This is a genomic window from Shewanella sp. HL-SH4 (genome assembly GCF_051164845.1).
In the GTDB taxonomy this organism is placed as follows: Bacteria; Pseudomonadota; Gammaproteobacteria; order Enterobacterales; family Shewanellaceae; genus Shewanella; species Shewanella glacialimarina.
This window is the reverse complement of sequence record NZ_CP195037.1, coordinates 2562408-2584394: the sequence shown is the minus strand read 5'-3', so window position 1 is coordinate 2584394 and position 21987 is coordinate 2562408. Positions and strand designations below refer to the sequence as shown.

General features: G+C 41.9%; 21 protein-coding genes. 6 read left to right on the top strand and 15 right to left on the bottom strand.

Features of this window, described 5'->3' with window-relative positions:
• Positions 1–88: 88 nt before the first annotated feature.
• The 7 genes from ACRWQL_RS12275 to ACRWQL_RS12245 all read right to left on the bottom strand — a co-directional run bounded on the left by ACRWQL_RS12275 (position 89) and on the right by ACRWQL_RS12245 (position 10184).
• Complete coding sequence (locus ACRWQL_RS12275; RefSeq protein WP_434950216.1) at positions 89–1747, bottom strand: amidohydrolase; 1659 nt, start codon at positions 1745–1747, stop codon at positions 89–91.
• Positions 1748–1931: 184 nt separating this feature from the next.
• Entirely contained in the window at positions 1932–3551 is a 1620-nt protein-coding gene (locus ACRWQL_RS12270) for a methyl-accepting chemotaxis protein (protein ID WP_434950214.1), read from the bottom strand.
• Positions 3552–3876: 325 nt separating this feature from the next.
• On the bottom strand, positions 3877–5454 hold the full coding sequence (locus ACRWQL_RS12265; protein WP_434927338.1) for an FG-GAP repeat domain-containing protein: 1578 nt from the start codon (positions 5452–5454) through the stop codon (positions 3877–3879).
• A gap of 123 nt (positions 5455–5577) precedes the next feature.
• The gene (locus ACRWQL_RS12260; RefSeq protein WP_434939294.1) at positions 5578–6369 is read right to left on the bottom strand and encodes an EcsC family protein; all 792 of its coding nucleotides are present in this window, start codon (positions 6367–6369) and stop codon (positions 5578–5580) included.
• Between the two features lie 296 nt (positions 6370–6665).
• Positions 6666–7163, bottom strand: a complete 498-nt coding sequence (locus ACRWQL_RS12255) for a peptidylprolyl isomerase (protein ID WP_434939295.1) — start codon at positions 7161–7163, stop codon at positions 6666–6668.
• 98 nt (positions 7164–7261) lie between these two features.
• Entirely contained in the window at positions 7262–8617 is a 1356-nt protein-coding gene (locus ACRWQL_RS12250) for a M20 metallopeptidase family protein (protein ID WP_434939296.1), read from the bottom strand.
• A 124-nt stretch (positions 8618–8741) separates the two neighbouring features.
• Positions 8742–10184 (bottom strand): MBL fold metallo-hydrolase RNA specificity domain-containing protein, encoded by a 1443-nt coding sequence (locus ACRWQL_RS12245; RefSeq protein WP_434950212.1) that lies wholly within the window; start codon positions 10182–10184, stop codon positions 8742–8744.
• 128 nt (positions 10185–10312) lie between these two features.
• Here ACRWQL_RS12245 and ACRWQL_RS12240 point away from each other — a divergent pair, with 128 nt between their 5' ends.
• A complete protein-coding gene (locus tag ACRWQL_RS12240) occupies positions 10313–10948 on the top strand; it encodes a flavin reductase family protein (protein ID WP_226412907.1) in 636 nt (211 codons plus the stop codon).
• 1 nt (position 10949) lies between these two features.
• Positions 10950–11957, top strand: coding sequence for a phosphotransferase (locus tag ACRWQL_RS12235; protein ID WP_434939298.1), 1008 nt, complete (start codon positions 10950–10952; stop codon positions 11955–11957).
• 26 nt (positions 11958–11983) lie between these two features.
• Here the strand turns inward: ACRWQL_RS12235 and ACRWQL_RS12230 are convergent, their stop codons facing one another.
• Positions 11984–12892, bottom strand: coding sequence for an AraC family transcriptional regulator (locus tag ACRWQL_RS12230; RefSeq protein WP_434939299.1), 909 nt, complete (start codon positions 12890–12892; stop codon positions 11984–11986).
• Between the two features lie 228 nt (positions 12893–13120).
• On the opposite strand from ACRWQL_RS12230, the gene exaC reads away from it, so the two are divergent.
• The 3 genes from exaC (at position 13121) to ACRWQL_RS12215 (ending at position 15861) form a co-directional block, all read left to right on the top strand.
• Positions 13121–14641: an acetaldehyde dehydrogenase ExaC gene (gene exaC / locus ACRWQL_RS12225; RefSeq protein ID WP_434931050.1), complete on the top strand. Its 1521-nt coding sequence runs from the start codon at positions 13121–13123 to the stop codon at positions 14639–14641.
• 247 nt (positions 14642–14888) lie between these two features.
• Complete coding sequence (locus ACRWQL_RS12220; protein ID WP_434939301.1) at positions 14889–15452, top strand: DJ-1/PfpI family protein; 564 nt, start codon at positions 14889–14891, stop codon at positions 15450–15452.
• A gap of 91 nt (positions 15453–15543) precedes the next feature.
• Positions 15544–15861 carry a ribbon-helix-helix domain-containing protein gene (locus ACRWQL_RS12215; protein ID WP_434939302.1) on the top strand — a complete coding sequence of 106 codons (318 nt, stop codon included), beginning with the start codon at positions 15544–15546 and terminating at the stop codon, positions 15859–15861.
• Positions 15862–15891: 30 nt separating this feature from the next.
• On the opposite strand, the gene ACRWQL_RS12210 is transcribed toward ACRWQL_RS12215, so the two are convergent.
• The 3 genes from ACRWQL_RS12210 to ACRWQL_RS12200 form a co-directional block, all read right to left on the bottom strand.
• The gene (locus tag ACRWQL_RS12210) at positions 15892–16569 is read right to left on the bottom strand and encodes an SDR family NAD(P)-dependent oxidoreductase (RefSeq protein WP_434939303.1); all 678 of its coding nucleotides are present in this window, start codon (positions 16567–16569) and stop codon (positions 15892–15894) included.
• A 298-nt stretch (positions 16570–16867) separates the two neighbouring features.
• Entirely contained in the window at positions 16868–17959 is a 1092-nt protein-coding gene (locus ACRWQL_RS12205; protein ID WP_434931045.1) for a branched-chain amino acid aminotransferase, read from the bottom strand.
• A gap of 234 nt (positions 17960–18193) precedes the next feature.
• Positions 18194–18544 (bottom strand): RidA family protein, encoded by a 351-nt coding sequence (locus ACRWQL_RS12200; protein ID WP_226412895.1) that lies wholly within the window; start codon positions 18542–18544, stop codon positions 18194–18196.
• A 253-nt stretch (positions 18545–18797) separates the two neighbouring features.
• On the opposite strand from ACRWQL_RS12200, the gene ACRWQL_RS12195 reads away from it, so the two are divergent.
• Positions 18798–18998 carry a cell division protein ZapB gene (locus ACRWQL_RS12195; protein ID WP_226412893.1) on the top strand — a complete coding sequence of 67 codons (201 nt, stop codon included), beginning with the start codon at positions 18798–18800 and terminating at the stop codon, positions 18996–18998.
• A gap of 14 nt (positions 18999–19012) precedes the next feature.
• Here the strand turns inward: ACRWQL_RS12195 and ACRWQL_RS12190 are convergent, their stop codons facing one another.
• From ACRWQL_RS12190 to ACRWQL_RS12175, 4 genes are all read right to left on the bottom strand, one after another.
• Entirely contained in the window at positions 19013–19219 is a 207-nt protein-coding gene (locus ACRWQL_RS12190) for a DUF1107 domain-containing protein (RefSeq protein WP_226412891.1), read from the bottom strand.
• A gap of 634 nt (positions 19220–19853) precedes the next feature.
• Positions 19854–20471: a thiol:disulfide interchange protein DsbA/DsbL gene (locus ACRWQL_RS12185; protein WP_434927353.1), complete on the bottom strand. Its 618-nt coding sequence runs from the start codon at positions 20469–20471 to the stop codon at positions 19854–19856.
• Between the two features lie 176 nt (positions 20472–20647).
• The gene (locus ACRWQL_RS12180) at positions 20648–21637 is read right to left on the bottom strand and encodes a serine/threonine protein kinase (RefSeq protein ID WP_434927354.1); all 990 of its coding nucleotides are present in this window, start codon (positions 21635–21637) and stop codon (positions 20648–20650) included.
• A gap of 43 nt (positions 21638–21680) precedes the next feature.
• Positions 21681–21980 carry a DUF3630 family protein gene (locus tag ACRWQL_RS12175; protein WP_434927355.1) on the bottom strand — a complete coding sequence of 100 codons (300 nt, stop codon included), beginning with the start codon at positions 21978–21980 and terminating at the stop codon, positions 21681–21683.
• Positions 21981–21987 lie beyond the last annotated feature (7 nt).

Below are 21987 nucleotides of genomic sequence, written 5' to 3'. Positions count from 1 at the left end.
TCTCAACTCAATGCATTATAAACACCAATAAAAGCCTCTTTTTGAGGCTTTTTTATTGGTAATTATTATGGCTATTTGAACTTGTGCATCACATATCAAATTGACTATTTTGATACACTAAACGACCATTAACCCAGGTACTTATCACTTTACTGCGCCAAATATCTTCAGGCTCAACCTCAAAGTAGTCATCACTGACTAAAATGAAATCAGCTTTTTTACCCACTTCAATTGAGCCTATTATAGTGTCTTGATGACCAGCATAGGCGGCAGATAATGTGAAACTATCAAGCGCTTCTATACGGGTAAGCTTTTCTGCCGAGAGCCAACCGTCTAAAGGTTGATTATCTCGGTCTTGACGGGTGACCGAAGCATGTAAACCAAAGTAAGGGTTAGGTGATTCCACCGGAAAATCAGAGCCGTTAGCAATACGGGCATTGGCATTCAATAACTTGCGCCATGCATAAGCTCCGGCTAAGCGTGCTTTACCTAAACGATTTTCAGCCATATTCTTATCACTAGTAGCATGGGTTGCTTGAATAGACGCTATTACTCCTAATTCGGCAAAACGATTAATATCACTCACCTCTAGTATTTGTGCGTGCTCAACTCTGTGCCTTAAGGTGGGCGATTTGGTTTTTGCTATCGCGGTTTGATAGTTATCTAGCACTACTTTATTGGCGTTATCGCCAATGGCATGGGTGTTAACCTGAAACCCTGCTGTCATCGACTCCAGAATTAACTCAGCTAACTTATCATTGGAATACAGCATTAAGCCTTTATGGCCATGTTGATCACTATAATCTGCCAATAAAGAGGCACCGCGACTGCCCAAAGCTCCGTCTGCCGATATTTTAACGCTATCCATTTTGAACATATCGTCAGCGGTTTTGAACGGCCCTTTGGCAAGATAAGTAGCATACTGAGGATCTTCAACCGACAACATGGCGTTAATACGAATAGGCATAGCATTAACTTTGGCCAATGCTTGATAGGCATTAATATTATCAATACTCACACCGGCATCGTGCACACTGGTTAAGCCGTAAGAGGCTAGCGACTTCATTGCCGTGACTAAAGTCGACTCAAGCTGCGCCGCTGTCATGCCAGGAATAACCTCATATACCAAGTTCATCGCGTTATCGATTAACACGCCCGTAGGTTGGCCTTGGCTATCTAGAATAATTTCACCACCTTCTGGTGATTTAGTGGCTGCGGTAATACCGGCGAGCTGGAGAGTTTTACTGTTAACCCACAATGCATGACCGTCTACTCGACCAAATGCGACTGGAGTATCGGCAAAGACTTTATCTAAGCTAGTTTTTGTGGGAAATTTTTTACTGTCCCATAGCTCTTGGTTCCAACCTCTGCCGAGTAACCAACCCTGTGAAGGTGTCTGTTTTACAAAAGATTGTGCACGGCTAATGGCATCAAGTTCACTTTGGGTGGCCACTAAGTCAACCCGCTGAAGACTTTGACCATAACCCAGCACATGACCATGGGCATCAATTAAACCCGGTAATAATGTTTTACCTTTGCCATCAATAATGGTCACGCCTTTTTCAAGCGCTAAATCAGGTTTATCTATATAAACTTGCTCGATTTTATCGTCAGTAAACTTAACTGCTGAAAATGTTTGTAATTGGCCATTATTAACGCTGTAGCCTTGTATATTATGAATTAGTGCGGTTTCCGCCCAACTTGGCGTACAACATAATGCAATCAAACCTATTGCCAGTCTTTTCATGTTTCGTCCCTATCAGAATATTAAAATCAGCTCCCTATTAAATGTTAATAATTCGTTATAAGCAAGTCGATTAACTCAACTAAAGAGTCACCATAAACTGAGTACTTTACTGTGAGCCACTTTTACAATAGGCACAAATAAAAAGGCCGCTAATCAGCAGCCTTTTTATCACAAAGATAATTGTTTATATTTCGAATTTCTCAATCTCAGCCTCTAAACTGTAGGTGAGCTGTTTGACATCTTCACTGACACTGTGAGCCTGTTCAGAAACCGTATTAGTTTTAGAAGCCATGTCTGCAATAACTACAATGCGCTGGGCAGAGTCTTCGCCGGCAGCTAACTGCTCGGTAGCCGCTTGAGATATTTGCTGGCTCATGTGGGCAATATCAGATAATGACTGGGCAATATTTTTAAGCTCGTCGGTGACCCGTGCTGACTTGGTGACAGTTTCTTCACTGGTCGCAATACTTTCTACCACAGAAGCCTTGGCGTCTTGGGTCGCCTTTTGCAGCTTATCAATCATTTGCTTAATCTGTTCAGTACTGGTTTGGGTGCGTTGTGCTAACTGCCTAACTTCATCTGCTACCACGGCAAACCCACGCCCTTGCTCACCAGCTCTTGCCGCTTCAATCGCGGCATTCAATGCTAATAAATTGGTTTGCTCAGCAATGCCTTGAATCACTAATAATACGCTGGCGATGTTATTCACTTCATCGTCTAACACTTGAATGTTTTTACCCGCGCTTTCAATCTGGTTTTCTAATAGCGAAATTGTTTTAGCTGATTCTTGGGTAAGTCTATGGGCATTAATACCTTGCTGCTCTGCGGCATTAACCGACTGTGCGGCCTGTTTAGCATGTTCAACAACATTGGCAGACGATGCGGTTAATTCAGTAATCGCTGAAGCCACCATTTGCGTTTCATCATGCATTGCCCGCGTCAGTTGATCTAGCTCATTAGAGCGTTTAGCTGAGCCATCTGCCTGCTGATGAAGCGTGTCAGTAACGCTTTTAATTCCTTTCACCACACCCTGCAAGCCAACTTGCATATAATTCATTGCGCCAACCACACTGTCACGCTGTGCGGCAGAGAAGGCTTGGTGCTGGCGTAAATTACCCCGAGATACACTTAACACAAATTGATGTACTTGCTCAATTTCTGCCCCTAGCGAGTGACGTAACTTAAAACCAAATCGAGCCAAACTAAGCGACAAAATAATTGCCACAACGATAGCAAAAGTTAACAAGCCACTGGCAACAGACCAATACCTTGCATCCGCCTCAGCGTAACTTATTCCTGTACCCACATACCAATGCCATAACTCAGACTGTTGCACAACAGAGGTTAACGCAACGACTTCACCTTCTCTCTCTGACGTCCATTCATAGGTCAAAATCTTGCTAGTTTGGTTGCCCACGAGTTGTTGTACCATTTGACCAATGCTTTTGCCATCTGCATCAACAAAGTCATTAAAGCTAGTTCCATGCAATTGCGGATCATGCGGTGTGGCAACAAAGTCCATATTATTATCAACCACATAAACATATTCAGAGTCGTGATATTTGTTCTCACGCAGCACTTGGATGGCTAATGCCTTAGCTTGCGTTTCGCTGAGTTCACCCGATAGTTGAAATTGCTCAAATTGAGCCACAATATTTGCAGTACTTTTCATTAATTGATTAATACGGGCAATATTATCATTGTGACTAGAGTCTGATAATGCACGTAAACCGCCTAGAGCAATCCCTAGATTAGACACAAATAGCAAGGTAGCAAACAAGATTATTTTTGTTTTCAATGTCATAGGGAAACCTCATGTCTATCGTAATACTAGAGTCGTATTTTGTAAATTTATTGCACTACTACACCATAAAAATGACAGCGATGTCATTATTTATTTAACTAAAGTACAACATATTAAAATGACAGCGAAATAGTTAACAAACCAGTAAAACTGCTTAATATTGTGAACCTGTGAACAGACTCAGTTTTGATTTGGTGACACGGGAAACAAGATCAATAAATTTCAGATTTTGGACTGTAGATACAAAAATAGGCTAATTAGATTCAATCTTTTGGAGATGATTTAATCAGCCTACAACTAACATTTAACACATTTTTGCTAAATATTACTCGGCGATAAAGACCAATATTTTGCGCTGTAAGGCCTTATCATCCTGGCGGCCATAATGAACCAATAGATCATCTTTACCATCATGATTAATGTCGGTCACAGAAACGAGCGAGCCTTTTTGAGGCAAGGTAAATTCCAACTCATCACTGCGGCTAGAAAAAGGTGACTCACCACTTTGGCCTTGAAATATTTTTAAGCGTTTTTCGGTATCCGATAATAGTAACTCTTGAAAACCATCACCATTTAAGTCGCCTAGGGTAATAACAGGCTCACCGGTTTGGCCTGAGGTTAAACTAAAACTTAATTCAACTTCTTTAGCCACATTAGCCTGTTTGGGAAATTGAAACTCACTGTTCATTTTGAACACATACACATCTTGGTCAATGCTACCAGATAACAATGCGCCAACAATTTGTGACACGCCAATATCAAAACCCGACACCAATACTTCATCTATGTTGTCTTTGTCTAAATCAACAAAACTGAGTCCAGATAATGTGCCTTCAGCCCGAATAACACTGGTAGGTTTACGGCCAAAACTGAGGGTATTGTCCTTGTTACGGCCAAGATACACCTCGTAATCATTACTTTTATCAAATACACCGCTGCTTTTGGTATAGCGCACCACTAAATCTGTTATTCCATCACCGTTAATATCGTCGAGTTTTTCAACTTTACGGTGCATCAAATTACTTTGATCTAATTGTCCGCCATAAATGTCACGCTTATTCCACCAGTTCACTCCGCTGATAGGCTGACTCACAGGAATAAATGTCGCCGATAACAAAAACTGACCGTTATCTTGCTGAAAATAGACTTCTAATAATCCCTCACCCACTTTAATAATATCGTCTCGGTTATCAAAATTAGCGTCGGAAAAATACAAGGTTGGTTGACTATATTGTGCGCCATTATCGGTTAATTCAATATTGGGTAATAAAGGTAAAGATTGTGTGATAAAGGTCTGTATTTCAGTGGCGGGATCATTATTAGCTAGCAGTATATGCATGGCTTTAAAGTCACTTAACACAATATCGGCAATGCCATCATTATTGATGTCTTTGACAAATTCTCCACGGGAGATGAAATCAGCTTGGGGAGTTAAGGTTATTGAACTAATACTGGCAGCTTTACTGATTTGGCTTTGCGTAGCCTGCTCAGATATTGACGCTAACGCAGGATGACCAACTTGGTATTGCCACAAAGTGTCGGCACTTAAAAAGTACAGTTTTTGTAATTGTAATTGCTGACTGTCATCTTCAGGCTGATAAACATCGTAGCGAAACAGTGCTTGGCTTAATGGTTGTTTGTCTAATAAGCTTAATTTTTCTTGCTTAAAACCATAAATATATAGCCAACGTTGGGCATTATCATCGACACCAATGACAATAAGTTCATTGCCTTCATTGTCCATAATATTGGCTGATATAGCAGGCTGAACCAGTTCTATATCGGCATCAATTGTGTATTCTAAAAAGCTTAATTTATCTTTCGCGACGGTTACATTTGCATGTAAACCGACTAAAGCTAACGCACTGTACACTATCCCTTTTATGGCTGAGTTCAATCTCATTATTATGGCTATCCTTGGTTGAAACAAAGCGTACCGCTTTGATCTTGATTATTAGGTTATTGACTAAAGTAATGCTGCTTACTGCTAGTTGTATTGTTATAGCACCTGCCTAGCCATAATCTTTTAGAGCTTTAGTTCAATGTCGTCATACCATTTACGCACAAGTGCTACGCCATATTTGCGCTCTAAACGCCTAACAACAAAGTGCCCTCGAGCCATGTCTTGAAAATGACTAATAAACAGAGTGTTAATGACTGCCCCACCGGCAGCGCCAATAGCAGGCACAGCCTGAGCTGCCATCTTTTGAGTCACTTGTATGCCAAAACGTTCCGCAATCATGGCAACTAATTTAACTAACATAGGAGCCGCTTCCTTTGAAACCCCTTTACTGGCAACATACTCGGCGGCTTCAGCAATAGAGTTCGCTAATACGGTGCGCACCGCAAAGTAGCCTTGCTCAGATTGATCATCGTCAACTGTGTTTCCACCTAAAGCAAATACAGATAAGCAGGCAAGTTGTGTTTCGGGTTCAGTGATGATTTCACCTTCACTTCTAGCAATATCGGCAATTGAACGTAACATAATGGTGGTTGAAATAGGCAGTTCAATAGCTATCGCGCTCAAGCCAAAAAAACCACCTGCGCCACCACTTATTGCTACGCCCAGTTTATGTAACTTATTAGATGAGTGCGTCCCTGGCTGATTTTTTAAGGTATACAAGGCAGCTTGACTTGCCTTCATCAAGGCTGCTTGAGTGACTTTAGTCACCGTTGAACTAATACTTTTTGGCAGCAAGGCAAAGCCTTTTTCAATAGGCGCGCCGATGTAATCGGTCAACTTAGCCGCCAGCCCAGGGTTTTCAAGCAACTGTTTAGCTTGCTGTAAAGATTTAAATTCTATATCCGTAAGCTGCATAACATTCTCGATAAACCTTCTTTCTCGATAAACCGGCTACTAGCACATACTTATATATACCTAAATTAGCATGATGCATTAGTTTTATCATCAATAGATAACGGAATGAAGGTGTGAGTAAAAGTTAGTGGTAATAGTGACAAGGTTTTTGGTAACAGCCTGTAACAATCTGTCGTAACATTCTGTCTATATTAGGTAATGATGGTCTATCTCAGTAACGCAAATCCACTACCGAATCGAGTCCCCTCAATCGGTAATGAATTTTATTTGGCCGCTGTGATGCTGACTCGTTATGCTTAGGTGGTTATCGTCACCGACTCAATAATAATTGGCTCTTTGGGTACATCTTCATGGCCAGCAATCGTTGCCGTTTTAACCTTTTCAATCTGTTTCACCACCTCAATACCTGCACTGACCTTGCCAAACACAGCATAACCCCAACCATTGTTAGTGGTGGCGGTATGATCGAGAAAGCTATTATTTGCGGTATTGATAAAAAACTGTCCAGTAGCTGAATGCGGCGCATCTGTACGTGCCATAGCAATGGTGCCCAATACATTGCTTAAACCGCGATTAGCTTCATTGGCTATCGGTGCATGAGTCGGTTTTTCGGTCATGTCGGTGGTAAAACCGCCCCCTTGGATCATAAATCCTTTAATAACACGGTGAAAAATAGTCTGCTCATAAAATCCTTCCTGGCAGTATCTGATGAAGTTTTTCGCGCTGACAGGGGCTTTTTCCATATCGAGTTCGATGTGAATATCGCCGACATTGGTGGTGAAAATAATGGTCATGGGAGCTCGATAATGAATGAGTGATTTCGTGGCATTATAACCACTTATTATAAAAAATAGCTGAAATAAAAATGCCTACATAGCAGGCATTGTTAGATTTACTGATTAAACAAATCTATCGCAGCTCGGGTCATTGATCTCACCCCTGTGCTGATAGTTAACCGATAATCTGGGGCAAATTGGCTTGAATGCAGTGACGGTAAAGTGTCTCCTTTAGACACGCTATCGGCATATATTTGAGGCTCAACTGCGCCTAACCAGAATAAAGTGATAGGTACTTTTTCGGCAGTCCTGCCGTATAAACCAAAATCTTCACCTGCCATAACTTGTGGCGCAACTAACACATTATCGGCACCAATTTCAGCTTCAATACTGGCTTTCACTTTTGCCGCTAACATTGGGTCGTTATAGGTAGAGGGGATGGTTTCATCATCATGCACATTCACTTCAGGCATCAGTTCTTCTGGTAAACCCGCGCTAATGGCTATGCCTTTAGTTATCCTTTTTATCGCCGCGATTTGTTGCTCACGGACATCAGGATTATATGAGCGTAACGTTAGCTGCAACATCACTTCATTAGAAATAATATTATGCTTTGATCCGCCGTGAATAGACCCCACTGTAACCACATTAGGCTCAAGTGGAGATATCTCACGACTCGGAATGGTTTGCAGTGCCATCACAGTGCGCGCGGCTAAGACAATAGGGTCTATTGTGGTGTGTGGGTATGCACCATGGCCACCTTTACCTTTGATTTTGATATCAACAGAATCGACATTGGCCAGGGCATAACCACTAATTGCACCGACTTTACCTGCGGGAATTGTCGCACTAACATGCAGACCTAATACGGCATCTGGGGTTGAAAACTGGCTAAACAAGCCTTGCTTTAACATGGCTTTAGCACCACCGCCCACTTCCTCAGCAGGTTGAGCGACCATCATAAGCGTGCCTTTCCAATCGGCTTTATGTTGCATTAACTGCTGCGCCGTACCAATTAAGCTAGTCATGTGAATATCATGGCCACAGCCATGCATTACACCCACTTTATTATTGCTGGCATCAAGTGTGGTTACCTTAGAGGCATAGGATTTTCCCGTTTGTTCAATAATGGGTAAACCATCGGTATCAGCGCGGATCATAATAGTCGGTCCTTTACCATTTTTGAGTATCCCAACCACGCCGTAACCGCCAAAATTTTCGGTCACGGTAAATCCTAGACGAGTTAGTTCCTGCGCCATTCGAGCGCTAGAATTTTTTTCATGGTACGACAACTCAGGGTTCTGGTGTAAGTGAATATAAAGCGATTCTAATTGTGGTAAGGCTTTGTTAACGCTGCTAGATAATGGCACATTTGCGTTAGCAAACGCAGGATTAAGAATAATAGGTAACGCAAGCAATGACCCCTGCAAACAAGCCATTGCAGAGGACGGTAATAATTTATATATCAGCATTTGATTTCAACATGTCAGTAAAGGTTATTTAACAAGCTAACACATTAAAATCCATTTACAGAGTCATAAAATCTCCGCTTTTTAAGTGTAAAGGCCTAAGGCTATCTGGACATAACTGACCTCATTAACTGGGTACCCACACTAATTCAGGTAAGGCATTTAAGTCTAAACAGTTGCCCTTTTCAACAATTATCCCTTTTTTGGGAGCTAATTGCGGGTCCTGACTTAACATCTCAAGCAATGTTTTTTGTGAATCAGGCTCTCCGTGAACTAAGACCACAGGAGGATTGCCAACAAAATGACGATACCAACTTAAGAGTTCCGCTTGATCAGCATGGGCAGAAAGCCCACCAATAGTATGAATTTTGGCATCCACTTTTATACTTTGACCGTGAATAGTTAGCTCTTTAGCCCCATCGACGAGCAGACGCCCTGGAGTCCCTAAAGCTTGATAACCGCAGATAATAATATCAGTGCCCTTGCGCGCAAGGTTGTGGGCTAGATGGTTACGAATGCGACCGCCATTACACATGCCACTACCGGCAATAATAATTAGCCCTTCATGTATATCATTAAGCTCGATTGACTCTTCTGTGCTGCTAGTAAATTCGGCGGTAGATAATAAGGGATGTTGCCCAGGCGATAAGCGAGTAAAACGCTTAAAGTCTTCATCCATCAATGGATAGTTATTGACATAAACCTGAGTTGCTTTAATTGCCATCGGACTATCAAGACAAATTCGCCAGCGCGATAAATCCCATTCTTTGGCATAAATATGGAATAAGTACAGTAATTCTTGCGCCCGTCCCACTGAAAAAGCTGGCAGTAAAATATTGCCACGGCTTTTATGAATGGTATTGGCAAAGATGCCTTTAAGCTCAGTCAGGGTATCTTGCCAGCTTCGATGCTGACGGTTGCCGTAGGTGCTTTCCATCATCACTAAGTCTGCATGTTCTATCATGGTGGGGTCTGACAGAATTGGCATGCCTTCACGGCCAAGATCCCCGCTGAACACCAGCTTTTTTTGCTTAGGTTGCTGCCCCAGCCAAAGCTCGACTACCGCAGAACCTAAAATATGACCTGCATCGGATAGCGTCGCTTCGATATCGTCTGTTACCGCAAAACGTTGGCCGTATTCTAGGGCAACAAACTGGGTTAAGACCTGATCAACATCATCCTGGGTGAACAAAGGCTCAAGCGGTGTTAAGTCATTTTTAGCACGTTTTTTATTTTGCCGCTCGGTGTCTCGCTCTTGCAGCATAGCGGCATCTTTTAACATAATAGCGCACAGCTCTGCCGAGGCTTTATGGGTATAAATTGGGCCAGTAAACCCTTGCTTTGCTAATAGCGGTAAGCGACCTGAATGATCAATATGGGCATGACTTAATACCACGGCACTAATAAGATCAGGCCGAAAATCAAATGGATCACGGTTACGCAGCTCATCCGCCTTGCCACCTTGAATTAATCCACAATCAAGTAATATAGATTGCTGGTTAACTGTGATTAGATGACAAGATCCAGTAACCTCTTGTGTCGCGCCTAAAAATCGCAATGTCATTTGCATGCTAATCTCCAATTTGTATGCTAGATATCACTCTGATGATTTAATATTAGGCTGTTCGCAACAAAAAGGCGGGAGCTGGATCATAAATGTTCAAAAAACAAACATTCATCACAATAAGGAACTGACTAATGGCTCAAGACGATCGCTATTTTTATCAACCGAGTGAAGGCCATGGGTTAGCCCACGATCCGCTTAATGCCATTATCAGTCCACGCCCAATAGGCTGGATTTCATCACGCAATGGCAAAGGCCAACGCAATCTTGCGCCCTATAGCTTTTTTAACTGTTTCAATTACACCCCGCCCATTATCGGTTTTGCCAGCACAGCTTGGAAAGACAGTGTGGCCAATATTGTAGAAACCGGCGAATTTGTGTGGAACTTAACCACCCGTGAATTAGCTGAAAAAATGAATCAAACATCTGCGGCTTTACCCCACGGTGAAGATGAGTTTGCCTTTGCGGGCTTAACCCCTGCACCGAGTAAATTGATTGGGGTAGACAGAGTGGCGGAAAGTCCGGTGAACTTTGAATGCAAGTTAACCCAATGCATTCAATTAAAAGATGCCAATGGCCAAGATATTGATACCTGGCTAGTGCTTGGTGAAGTCATTGCGGTGCATATCGCCAATCACCTGATTGATGACAATGGTATTTATCAAACCACACTCGCTGAACCCGTTATGAGAGCAGGCGGCCCAACCGCTTATTACACAGTTACCGAAGACAATCGGTTTGATTTATCTCGCCCGGTAATGCCAAAGTAATATGCAATCACAACAGTTAGCAAAAATCGTTAACACCCTTGGCGCGCAAAGCGTCTCCCATGTTGACGCGATTCAATCACTTTGGGGCGGTTATGGTGAGCTTGTCAGAGTTCATCTAACGGGTTATCACTGTGCATCGGTCATTGTTAAACATATTCAATTCCCACAACCCAAAACTCATCCTAGAGGCTGGGCGACTGATTTATCACACCAGCGGAAACTCCAATCGTATCAAGTAGAAAGTTATTGGTATCAGCATTACGCCAATCTCTGTACGGCTGATTCTTGTGTGCCAAAATGTCTATGGATTGAAACAACTGACCACGAGACACTGCTCATTTTAGAAGATTTAGCCGTACTCGGTTTCAATCGTGTTAACCCCCAACCAACACAAGCGGTTATTCAGGCCTGTTTAACCTGGCTGGCTCATTTTCATGGCCGATTTATGCAGCATACTGGCGAGGGATTATGGCCGATTGGCACATACTGGCACTTAGCGACAAGGCCTGATGAACTTGAGGTATTACAAGATGATAAACTCAAAAATGCGGCGGCTTCGTTAGATAGCATCCTTAATAATTGCCCGTTTAAAACCTTAGTACACGGTGATGCAAAGCTAGCCAACTTTTGTTTTACCCCTGACTCAACTAAGGCGGCTGCGGTCGATTTTCAATACATTGGCAAAGGCTGCGGCATGAAAGATGTGGCCTATTTTCTCAGTAGTGTGATGGTATTTAATCAACCCACAGCGAGCATAGAACAAGCCGTAGATCAGAATCTTGATTTTTATTTCAAGCAATTAACCATCAGCGTTGCGCATTACCACCCCGCTATCAATTCAGCAGAACTCGAAAGTGCATGGAGTCCGCTATATGCCATTGCCTGGGCTGATTTTCATCGTTTTATCAAAGGCTGGAGCCCAGAGCATCCTAAAATAAATGCCTACTCTGAAACCTTAACCTTAAAAGCACTGGCGCTGTTAGCCGCTGAAAACGATTACAACAGCTAAGCAACCATACACAAGAGATGATTTGGTTAACTGTTTAAGTGACGCAGCTTGTAGTCAGTGGGGCTTATGCCATAACACTGTTTAAACAAGCGGCTGAAATGACTTGCACTGTGATACCCCAGCGAAAAACACACCTGAGTAATTTGCTGCCCCTGGGCAATTAATTTTGCCGCCTGTTTCATGCGTATCTGTTGCTGAAACGCCATTGGCGTGCAGCCAAAATGGATTTTAAATTGATGAAAAAATTTGCTCCGGCTCATACAAGCCTGGCGACATAAGGCATCGATATTAAGTGCTTCATTTAAGTGACTTTTAATATACTGCAACGCCGAGTTAAGCCCATTAAACTCAGGGTCTTTCTCACTGTGGCACAACAAAAAATCCCGAGTTTGAAAACGTAACAAACGAATCACCAATTCTGAAATGGCTAAATCAATTAAACAATTTCTGTCGACTTCGTTTTCAGTAAAAATATGCACCATGCGCTCAAGCAAAGCTTGGGTTTGCTCGTTATGATGGGTGTGTACTAAGGATTGCTGATATTGCCAATCACCATAACTTTTATTAATAGGTGTACGCATTTGCAGTTGATTGGCAATTGTTTGCACACGGTCAGTCGAAATTTCTATTGCTAAACAGGTTGTCGGTTGATGAATTTTAGCCTCAGGAAAGTCTATTTCTACCGCCTGATTTGGCGCCATAATAAAAGACTCATGGGGATAAAAAGCCGCCTCATAATCATCAACCGAATGCATCACTTTTTTGCCAGTTACCATGCCGCAAAACAATAATTGATCTGACTTCAACGCTACGCGGGACGCTTGCTCAAACGTATCATAAATACTGAGCTCTACCTCGGGCCCAGCAAAGCTAATTTTATTCTCAACCAGCACTTGAGGCGCTGCGCGCTTTTGCTGTAAAAATCCATTTATCATGTCTGCCACCTATTGCAGGGTTACATCTATTCGATATAACAATCCCGCTTATCAACCCCATACATAATTCCGTACAACAATCCTTACTATTGGCGCAACGCATAAAACACAGGTCAGATAATTATTTGTACTGTGAGTCAACAGCTATGGATTTTCAGAATAGTAAACTTTCCTATAACTGTTCTAGGTTAATTAGTAATCCAACAAATACAATTAGAGGAAAGTATTATGATCTACGCAGCACCCGGTGAAACAGGCTCAGTGATGACCTTCAAATCGATTTATCAAAACTATATTGGTGGCCAATGGGTCGAACCGGTCAATGGCAAATACTTTGATAACATCAGCCCAGTTAATGGCCAAGTTTTCTGCCAAATTCCGCGCTCTGATCAACACGATATCGATTTGGCTTTAGATGCTGCTCACAGAGCAAAAGCGTCGTGGGGAGCTACTTCAGCCGCTGAGCGTTCGAATATATTACTCAAAATAGCTGACCGCATGGAAGCTAACTTAACCTTATTATCTGTTGCTGAAACCTGGGACAACGGCAAAGCTGTGCGTGAAACATTAAATGCAGATATTCCCCTCGCGGTTGACCATTTTCGCTACTTTGCAGGTTGTTTAAGAGCACAAGAAGGCAGTGCGGCTGAAATTGACGCCAATACTGTGTCTTATCATATTCATGAACCTTTAGGGGTTGTGGGCCAAATTATTCCGTGGAATTTCCCGATATTAATGGCCGCCTGGAAATTAGCTCCCGCATTAGCAGCAGGAAATTGCGTGGTGTTAAAACCCGCGGAGCAAACCCCAGCGTCTATTTTAGTGTTAATGGAACTGGTGGGTGACTTATTACCTGCCGGTGTACTCAATATTGTCAATGGTTATGGCGCTGAGGCAGGCCAAGCGCTGGCCACCAGCAAACGTATTGCTAAGATAGCCTTTACCGGCTCAACGCCTATTGGCTCACATATTATGAAGTGCGCCGCAGAAAATATTATCCCCTCAACCGTTGAGCTAGGCGGTAAATCCCCCAATGTCTTCTTTAAAGATGTATTTGATTTTGAAGATGCGTACCTAAGCAAATGTATTGAAGGCGCGGTACTGGCATTTTTCAATCAAGGTGAAGTGTGTACTTGCCCGTCAAGATTGTTGATCCAAGAAGATATTTACCCGCAATTTATTGCCAAAATCATTGAACGTTCCAAAGCGATTAAACGCGGTAATCCACTCGATACTGAAACCATGGTTGGCGCGCAAGCTTCCCAAGAACAGTTCGATAAGATTATGAGCTATATTGCTATTGGCAAAGATGAAGGTGCGGAAGTCTTGCTGGGCGGTGACATAGAAGCGATTGATGGCGACTACCAAAAAGGGTTTTATATTCAGCCAACCTTGCTAAAAGGCACTAATAATATGCGGGTGTTCCAAGAAGAAATTTTTGGCCCGGTGATTTCGGTAACCACGTTTAAAGATGAAGCTGAAGCATTGGCACTGGCGAATAACTCTGAATACGGTTTAGGCGCAGGCGTGTGGACCCGTGATATGAATTTAGCGTATCGCATGGGACGTAAGATTGAAGCAGGCCGAGTATGGACCAATTGTTATCATATGTACCCTGCCCACGCTGCATTTGGGGGTTACAAAAAATCGGGTGTCGGTCGAGAAACCCATAAAGTGGCGTTAAATCACTATCAACAAACTAAGAATTTATTGGTCAGTTACGATATTAATCCGTTAGGGTTTTTCTAACGCGCGTCGATGTCACTGTAACTAATATTGATTAAATATGCTGCTGGTTAAAAATAATGTTGAGAGAAAAGTAGCACTGACATAGCTCAGTGCTACTTTTTTTATTCTTGTCGGCAAAAAGACTGCTGAATTAAACAATATCCACTCTGCAAACCTTCCCTCTCACCTTGTAGTATTGGGTTACTACCACCCTGATTTTTAAGAGAGTAAAGTTGCAAAGGAATATCAATTTAACAGGAGGTTTATTATGGCTAAAGTACTTATTATTGCAGGCGATTTTGTTGAAGATTACGAGCTAATGGTACCGTTTCAAGCATTACAAATGGTGGGTCATCAAGTCACGGTTGTGTGCCCAAATAAATCTGCAGGTGACACCATTAAAACCGCTATCCATGATTTTGAAGGCGATCAAACCTACACCGAAAAACCTGGGCATTTATTCGCATTAAATGGCGATTTCAATGATATTTTCGAACCTCAATTCGATGCCTTGCTTATCCCAGGTGGCCGCGCGCCGGAATACCTTCGTCTTGATAAAAAAGTCATTGCGTTAGTACAAGCTTTTGCAGCAAGTCATAAACCGATTGCGGCTGTGTGTCATGGTGCCCAGCTATTAACGGCCGCCAATGTGGTTCAAGGTAAAAAGATATCAGCTTACCCAGCTTGCGCCCCTGAAGTGACACAGGCCGGTGGTGAATACTGTGAGTTAGCCGTTACCGAAGCCATTACTGATGGTAACTTTGTCACCGCGCCAGCTTGGCCGGCACATCCAGATTGGTTAGCACAATTTAATCTATTGTTAACTCGCTAATAATCAGCGCTAAAAGTGTGAAGTTTGGATTGCACCAGCAAATATAATCCGTCACGATGGGCACTAATAAGCCAACGTGACGGATCATCATATGTGTGAAATCTACTCTGGAGCAGAACCTGAACTCTTTGAATCACAAACCCGCTCTATTCGCATTGACGGTGTGGTGACCAGTATTCGACTTGAAGCGGTATTTTGGCAGATTGTGCAGCAAATCGCTGAAGAAGCCGATTTGTCTATCGCCGAATTTCTCACCCGCATTTATCGTGAAGTCATTATTAAACGCGGCGAAATCAATAATTTTAGCTCTCTTTTACGCGTTGCCTGTACCACTTATTTGAATAAAGGCACTAGAATCACGTTAACGCCTTCGCGTACTGAAAACGATTTTTGGTCGCCGAAAAACTAACGATTACTCTAAACAAATTATTATCTCCGGCTAACCTCGGTTAATGGTAATATCGGCAACATAACCATGCTGAGTAGTCACTAAGGCGTGTTTAAGCATACTGGCGGCTTCATCCGCACTCATAAAGCTAGAGGTATCTAGGGTTTTTCCACTTGTCGGCCAAAAGCCGGTATCCATTCCCCCAGGATATACCGCAATAATTTTCATTGGGTAACCCTTTAGCTCTAATCTAACTGACTCAATAAAACCGCGTACGGCCCATTTAGCTGCACAATAAGTGGATTCGCCAGCCTTAGCAGCTAATGCTGCTGTAGACATCACTATCACCACATTGACGGCTTGATGACGGTAGCGTTTAACTAATTCACGCACCAGTAAAATGGCCGATGTAACATTGTTTTGAATAAGGCTAAATATCGAATCCGCGTCTTGGGTATCAATGTTGCCAAAGTAGCCGCTGCCAGCACAATGAATAACCGTGTTTAATCTAGATTGAGTTTGTTGAGCCTGATCAAGCTGATCAAAAAGGGCTGAAACACTGGTATCAGAGGTTAAATCGGCACTGATAACGGACATGTTTGTCCCTTGTGCTACGGCATTCAAGCGCGTTTTATTACGACCAGAAATAATCACCTGTTCGTTATCATCAAGGTAACATTTAGCTAATGCCGCCCCTAACCCACTGCTTGCACCGGTAATCAAAATCATAATTGCCTCTTAAATCACACTAAAATAAGCCTAATTCATTCTATGGTAAGTCCCAAAAAACAAGCCTAACAGACTCTGACTAAACCGAAAACGGGGAGAATAAATAGAGTGCCACTATGCCTTATAAAAAGCATCACTATCGTGATGCTAATTCACAAATGCGATTGTTAGCTCGTCGATTTTGCAACTTTGGCCAAAGCGGTATTGACGCAGTGAAACGTGAATAAATAAAAAATCCGACATCATCACTGATATCGGATTTTAGTTGCTAACGTTGGTTTTACGAGGGCATCAAGCCCTAAGGCGCAACCTTTTCAACACGCTTAACCCAGCCTTGTGGGCCTTGTATATTACCTTTTTGAATATCGGTAAAGACTTGATAAATCTTTTTAATATTCGGGCCCACTTTGCCATCACCAACCGTCACAATTCGGTGATCTTCAAAAATATATGAGGTCACTGGCGACACTACAGCAGCCGTGCCAAAACCACCGGCTTCAACAATTTCACCCGACTCTATATCGGCAATGAATTTATCTAACATCACGGTTTCCTGACGTACTTCACAACCCAGTAACTCACCCAATTCAAGAATCGATTGCGAGGTAATCGATTTTAAAATGGTGTCAGTAAACTGAGGAATAATCACGGTGCCATCTTTTAAAATATGGAAGTGGTTCATTGCACCCACTTCTTCGATTTGCTTATTACTCGCATCCAGATACAGCACTTGTGCTGCACCATATTCTGCTGCCGCTTTACCAGCACGTAATGATGCAGCGTAGTTACCAGAAGCTTTTGACGCCCCAGTACCACCAGATACCGCACGGTGAAACTTAGTGGTAATAAGTAAGCGAATACCTTCATTTACACCTGAGGCATAATAAGCACCTGATGGACTTAAAATAACGCAGAAGGTGTATTGCTGACTCGGGCTAACTGATAAACGGTCTTCTGTAGCAAAAATAAACGGACGAATGTATAAGCATGCGCCGTCTTGCATCGGAAACCACTTTCTATCAACATCAATTAAGCTATTAATGGCATTTAACTGAGTTTGCTCATCAATATTAGGAATACACACTATGTCCGCTGAACGATTCATTCGCTCGGCATTTTTGTTTAAACGGAAAGTGTAAATTTCACCATCTTGATGCATAAAGGCTTTAGCGCCCTCAAAAATAGACTGCCCATAATGCAAGGTCATCGCACCTGGCGCCATTTCAAAAGGACCATAAGGTACAATGCGAGGATCACACCACTGGCCATCACGATAATCCATCATAAACATATGGTCGGTACGTAGCTTACCAAAGCCAACATTACCTTCGGGAGTAAACTGCTCAGTGCGGCGCTCTGACGCGGGTTTTAAATTATATTTTATATCCATTGCATACCACCTTAAAAACTGAGCTTGAAGACTATTGAGAGCGGTAAATAAAGTCAAGTTTACCGTCTCTTTTGTTGCGCAGATTACGTCAATTCAACGTAACAAGCATCAGTATTTTTTTTCAAACTCGCTTTTTTACAGCTAAAACAGAATGAGGTTTTGAAGTCACACATTGAACCTTTAAAACCAACATAGACAAAACCAACCACTTACCATTCACTTACATAAGTGTTTTTATACCATCACAGCGGCAATAATAGACACTTCCACTAAGTATTCGGGCTCAGCTATTGCCGCTTGAACGCAGGCTCTTGCCGGTGCATGCCCCTCGGGTAGCCAATTGTCCCAAACATGATTCATGGCGTCATAATCTTGCATATCTTTAAGGTAGATTGTGGCTGACAGAATATGATCACGTTGACTGCCGGCTTGAATAAGCAAGGCATCAACCTCAGCTAACATAGTTTGAGTTTGAGTGGTGATATCAGCAAATTTATCGGTTGCAACTTGGCCACATAAATAAACGGTTTTATTGTGTATAACAATACTGCTCATACGTTGATTGACATCGATTCGGTTGATCATCGTGCTGTTGTCGCCATCATGATTTAATTGAACATAAAAAGTATCATGAACATTGGCTTTTTTGCTAGCAACAATGGGTCTATCTAAGTTGAATTTATCGAGTGATATGAACAGGTTTGACCTAAGATAGGCTTAAACGTAAAAATAGTATTAAATTTAGTTTATTTTTTGCCCACTTAGCGATTAAGACTATTCCACAGGGGGCTGTCACTGCTAGAATGAGGTTTACATCCAGAAACCATTAGGACTCCCCATGAGCCTTGAATTATTGTCCCAACTGGAAACCAAAATCCAGGCCACTCTTGAAAACATTGAGCTACTAAAAATGGAGCTTGAAGAAGAGAAGCAAAAGAATGTCACGCTAACAGAAAAAAACCAACAACTAGAACAAGACCTAAACTCATGGAGCGATAAGGTCAACGGTCTTGTTGGTTTATTGAATAGCGAAATCTAGTCAAATATTAAATTTTACGCTGGTTGATCATGTTGTGACTCAATTAGTGCATTTAATTCTAAAATAGCCTGCCTAACCTGTGGTAGGCTTTTTTTCGGCAATAAAAACCTTCCGTAGCTAAATTCTAAACGACCTAGATCCTTCACCCAAATCACGCCACTGAAAAAAATTCTTGCGTGTTTAACAATAAGTTTAGGAGCATAAACTGGAAACATTCTCATATCGCCTCCTTGTCGGTACTATTAACGAGTAACTCTATAGTTAACCAATAGTTATATAGCAATTGGTTATCAGCTAGTTACTCTGGATTACTCTTTATTGAAGTTAACCGCTTATCGAAGCCTATCGTTTATAAAGATTAACGCCTTATCTAGATACGCTCCAAACCATAACCAGTATAAATAATGCACCCTTAATTGATGCTTAAATTAGGTTAAAGCCACTTAACACCATCAATAACTGTCAAACCAGATACTTTCATTAAAGATGTTTTAATTCTCTGATGCTTGACTCACTAAACATCTTAAACAAGCCTAGAGATGACTTAACATGCTTATAAATCCTATAAGCATGTTATTTGACCGCAATACATCTGCAAAGTTGCATCCGAACACACTTTTTTGATGAAACTTTATTCACATAACAGAAAAACACAAAGTGACAAAAAAATGTCACTTGCCAATATTTTGACGTACTGGTATTATCTTTCCCGTTACTCAGGGTATACAGAGCTATTTAGCTCTGCACCGTACAGCTTTTAAAGCGTACGGTTTTTTTTTGCCTGTTATTTATGTTTTACATGACCCAACAAAAAAGGAGCCTAAGCTCCCTTTTTTGTTCTAGGATAATGAATAGCTATTTTTTATTCATTTGCGCTAAGTAATAAGCAATATCTAACAGCTCATCGTAAGATTTGATTGAACCAGTCTCAACACGGTATTTACCGTTAACCACTAATGACGGTACACCAGATATTTTGGCATTAGTCGCATCACGTTTCATTTTAGACATTTGCGCATTCACCATAAATGAATTGGCTGCTGCATCAAAATCTTTACCTTCAACACCATTGGCAATAAACAATAAACGAATATCATTTAAGCTGGCGAAGCTTTGCTTCTTTTCATGGATAGCGGCAAACAAAGCAGGCTCAACTTTGTCTTCTACTTTTAATTGGTGAGCTACCGCAAAAGCTCGCGACATTTCTACGCCCATTTCACTGCCAATAAATTCGACATGGGACTGATTAAACGCAACCCCTTCAGGTAACGTCTTTTTAATGTTTGGAATAACGGTTTTAGAGAAGTTATAACAATGACCACAGAAAAATGAGAAAAACTCGGTAATTTCTGGCTTAGCAGAACCAGGACCTTCATTAATCACAGTGTAATGCACACCTTCTTGGTAATCTGCTGCTGTTGCAGCCAATGGTGTAAACAGTAATGCTGCAGCCATTAATAATGCTTTTTTCATTTTAGTTCCTTTTGCGTAGCGCATATATTGGTAATGTATTGGGTTAACCATAAATCAATGCTGACATCTTACCTTCAGTATTGATTAAATTCATAATCATAGCTCGATTGTATTTGTAACAATTTACACCAACCAGTAATAATGAAGTTTATTTAACCTTCACCACTGTAGGGTGTTTAAAATAAGCTCAATGGCGCTTCATCTAATGCGGCCAATTGCTCTTTAAAGGCCAGTGTTTGTTGCTCCCAGTATTTGAGATCCCCAAACCATGGAAAGTTCATTGGAAATGCCGGATCTTTCCAACGTTTAGCCAGCCAAGCGTTGTAATTGATCATTCTCAGTGCCCGTAAAGGCTCAATTAAACTTAACTGGCGTGTATCAAAATCAGCAAACTCTTGGTATCCCTCAAGTAAAATATCCAGCTGCAATGTTTGTTGTTGGCGATCACCGGTTAACATCATCCAAATATCTTGCACCGCGGGGCCTTGTTTTGCATCATCTAAATCAACAAATCCTGGGCCACTGGGTGTCCATAGAATATTACTTGGGTGTAAATCGCCGTGTAAACGCATATGGCTAAACGACTGACGTTGCCAAATAGTCATCGTCTTGTCCAGCACTTGCTCTACTACAGTAAAAAATGCGTTGGCCATCGAAGGGGCTACCATACCGCTTTCACGTAAATAATTTAACGGCTCAACCCCTAAAATTTGCGGATTTAGCACTTCACGGTGCACAAATGGCTGCCTAGTAGCATATTGATGAATGCGGCCAATAAAGCGCCCTACAGCCTCTAACTGTTCAAGATTATCGACCTCAAATGCACGCCCACCAATGGAGTCAAATAACGCCATGCGAAAGCCTTTATAATGGTGTAGCGACTGGCCATTTATGATCAGTGGCGCAGCAACAGGCACTTCGTTTTCAGCCAGTTCGAGTGAGTAGTCATGTTCTTCTTGAATTTGTTCATCGGTCCAACGATTAGGGCGATAAAACTTCACCACATAGCGCTTGGCGTCATCGCAACGGAACTGGTAGACCCTATTTTCATAACTGTTTAATGCTAGTAAGCCTGTTTCAGGATAAATGCCGATACTTTCAATGGCATCAAGAATTAAATCAGGTGTTAACGCTTGGTAATGAAATTCTGTAGCTTGTTCACTCATATTATTCGCTTATTGTTGTTTTCTGATCGCATTAGGTTAGTCATTAAGACTGAATATAGGGCTGTAGTAAGCGATGTAAATACACTAGCACGTCGAACTCATCCTGGCGCTCGGTGCTTAGCCAGCAAATGTCACCATAAAACTCATAATGCAGCCATAACTGACTGCCTTCAAAATCCAATAGCCATTGATGACGATCAGCGCCCCACTGACGCTCACGGATCTGGCAATCTAATGCCGCTGCTAATGGTTCGGCAAAATCGGCAAATTGCTCAAAATTAATGTTAGCACTAATTAATAAACTTAAATTTTCGTGGTCTAACGTGGCTGACTCTATGTTCATTTCACTT

Coding starts and splice junctions, on each gene's coding strand:
- ACRWQL_RS12205 (WP_434931045.1), bottom strand. CDS start 17,959: ATGGATATAAAATATAATTTAAAACCCGCGTCAGAGCGCCGCACTGAG.
- ACRWQL_RS12240 (WP_226412907.1), top strand. CDS start 10,313: ATGGCTCAAGACGATCGCTATTTTTATCAACCGAGTGAAGGCCATGGG.
- ACRWQL_RS12200 (WP_226412895.1), bottom strand. CDS start 18,544: ATGATCAACCGAATCGATGTCAATCAACGTATGAGCAGTATTGTTATA.
- ACRWQL_RS12250 (WP_434939296.1), bottom strand. CDS start 8,617: ATGCTGATATATAAATTATTACCGTCCTCTGCAATGGCTTGTTTGCAG.
- exaC (WP_434931050.1), top strand. CDS start 13,121: ATGATCTACGCAGCACCCGGTGAAACAGGCTCAGTGATGACCTTCAAA.
- ACRWQL_RS12180 (WP_434927354.1), bottom strand. CDS start 21,637: ATGAGTGAACAAGCTACAGAATTTCATTACCAAGCGTTAACACCTGAT.
- ACRWQL_RS12255 (WP_434939295.1), bottom strand. CDS start 7,163: ATGACCATTATTTTCACCACCAATGTCGGCGATATTCACATCGAACTC.
- ACRWQL_RS12245 (WP_434950212.1), bottom strand. CDS start 10,184: ATGCAAATGACATTGCGATTTTTAGGCGCGACACAAGAGGTTACTGGA.
- ACRWQL_RS12270 (WP_434950214.1), bottom strand. CDS start 3,551: ATGACATTGAAAACAAAAATAATCTTGTTTGCTACCTTGCTATTTGTG.
- ACRWQL_RS12220 (WP_434939301.1), top strand. CDS start 14,889: ATGGCTAAAGTACTTATTATTGCAGGCGATTTTGTTGAAGATTACGAG.
- ACRWQL_RS12260 (WP_434939294.1), bottom strand. CDS start 6,369: ATGCAGCTTACGGATATAGAATTTAAATCTTTACAGCAAGCTAAACAG.
- ACRWQL_RS12235 (WP_434939298.1), top strand. CDS start 10,950: ATGCAATCACAACAGTTAGCAAAAATCGTTAACACCCTTGGCGCGCAA.
- ACRWQL_RS12210 (WP_434939303.1), bottom strand. CDS start 16,569: ATGATTTTGATTACCGGTGCAAGCAGTGGGTTAGGGGCGGCATTAGCT.
- ACRWQL_RS12275 (WP_434950216.1), bottom strand. CDS start 1,747: ATGAAAAGACTGGCAATAGGTTTGATTGCATTATGTTGTACGCCAAGT.
- ACRWQL_RS12175 (WP_434927355.1), bottom strand. CDS start 21,980: ATGAACATAGAGTCAGCCACGTTAGACCACGAAAATTTAAGTTTATTA.
- ACRWQL_RS12185 (WP_434927353.1), bottom strand. CDS start 20,471: ATGAAAAAAGCATTATTAATGGCTGCAGCATTACTGTTTACACCATTG.
- ACRWQL_RS12215 (WP_434939302.1), top strand. CDS start 15,544: ATGTGTGAAATCTACTCTGGAGCAGAACCTGAACTCTTTGAATCACAA.
- ACRWQL_RS12230 (WP_434939299.1), bottom strand. CDS start 12,892: ATGATAAATGGATTTTTACAGCAAAAGCGCGCAGCGCCTCAAGTGCTG.
- ACRWQL_RS12190 (WP_226412891.1), bottom strand. CDS start 19,219: ATGAGAATGTTTCCAGTTTATGCTCCTAAACTTATTGTTAAACACGCA.
- ACRWQL_RS12195 (WP_226412893.1), top strand. CDS start 18,798: ATGAGCCTTGAATTATTGTCCCAACTGGAAACCAAAATCCAGGCCACT.
- ACRWQL_RS12265 (WP_434927338.1), bottom strand. CDS start 5,454: ATGAGATTGAACTCAGCCATAAAAGGGATAGTGTACAGTGCGTTAGCT.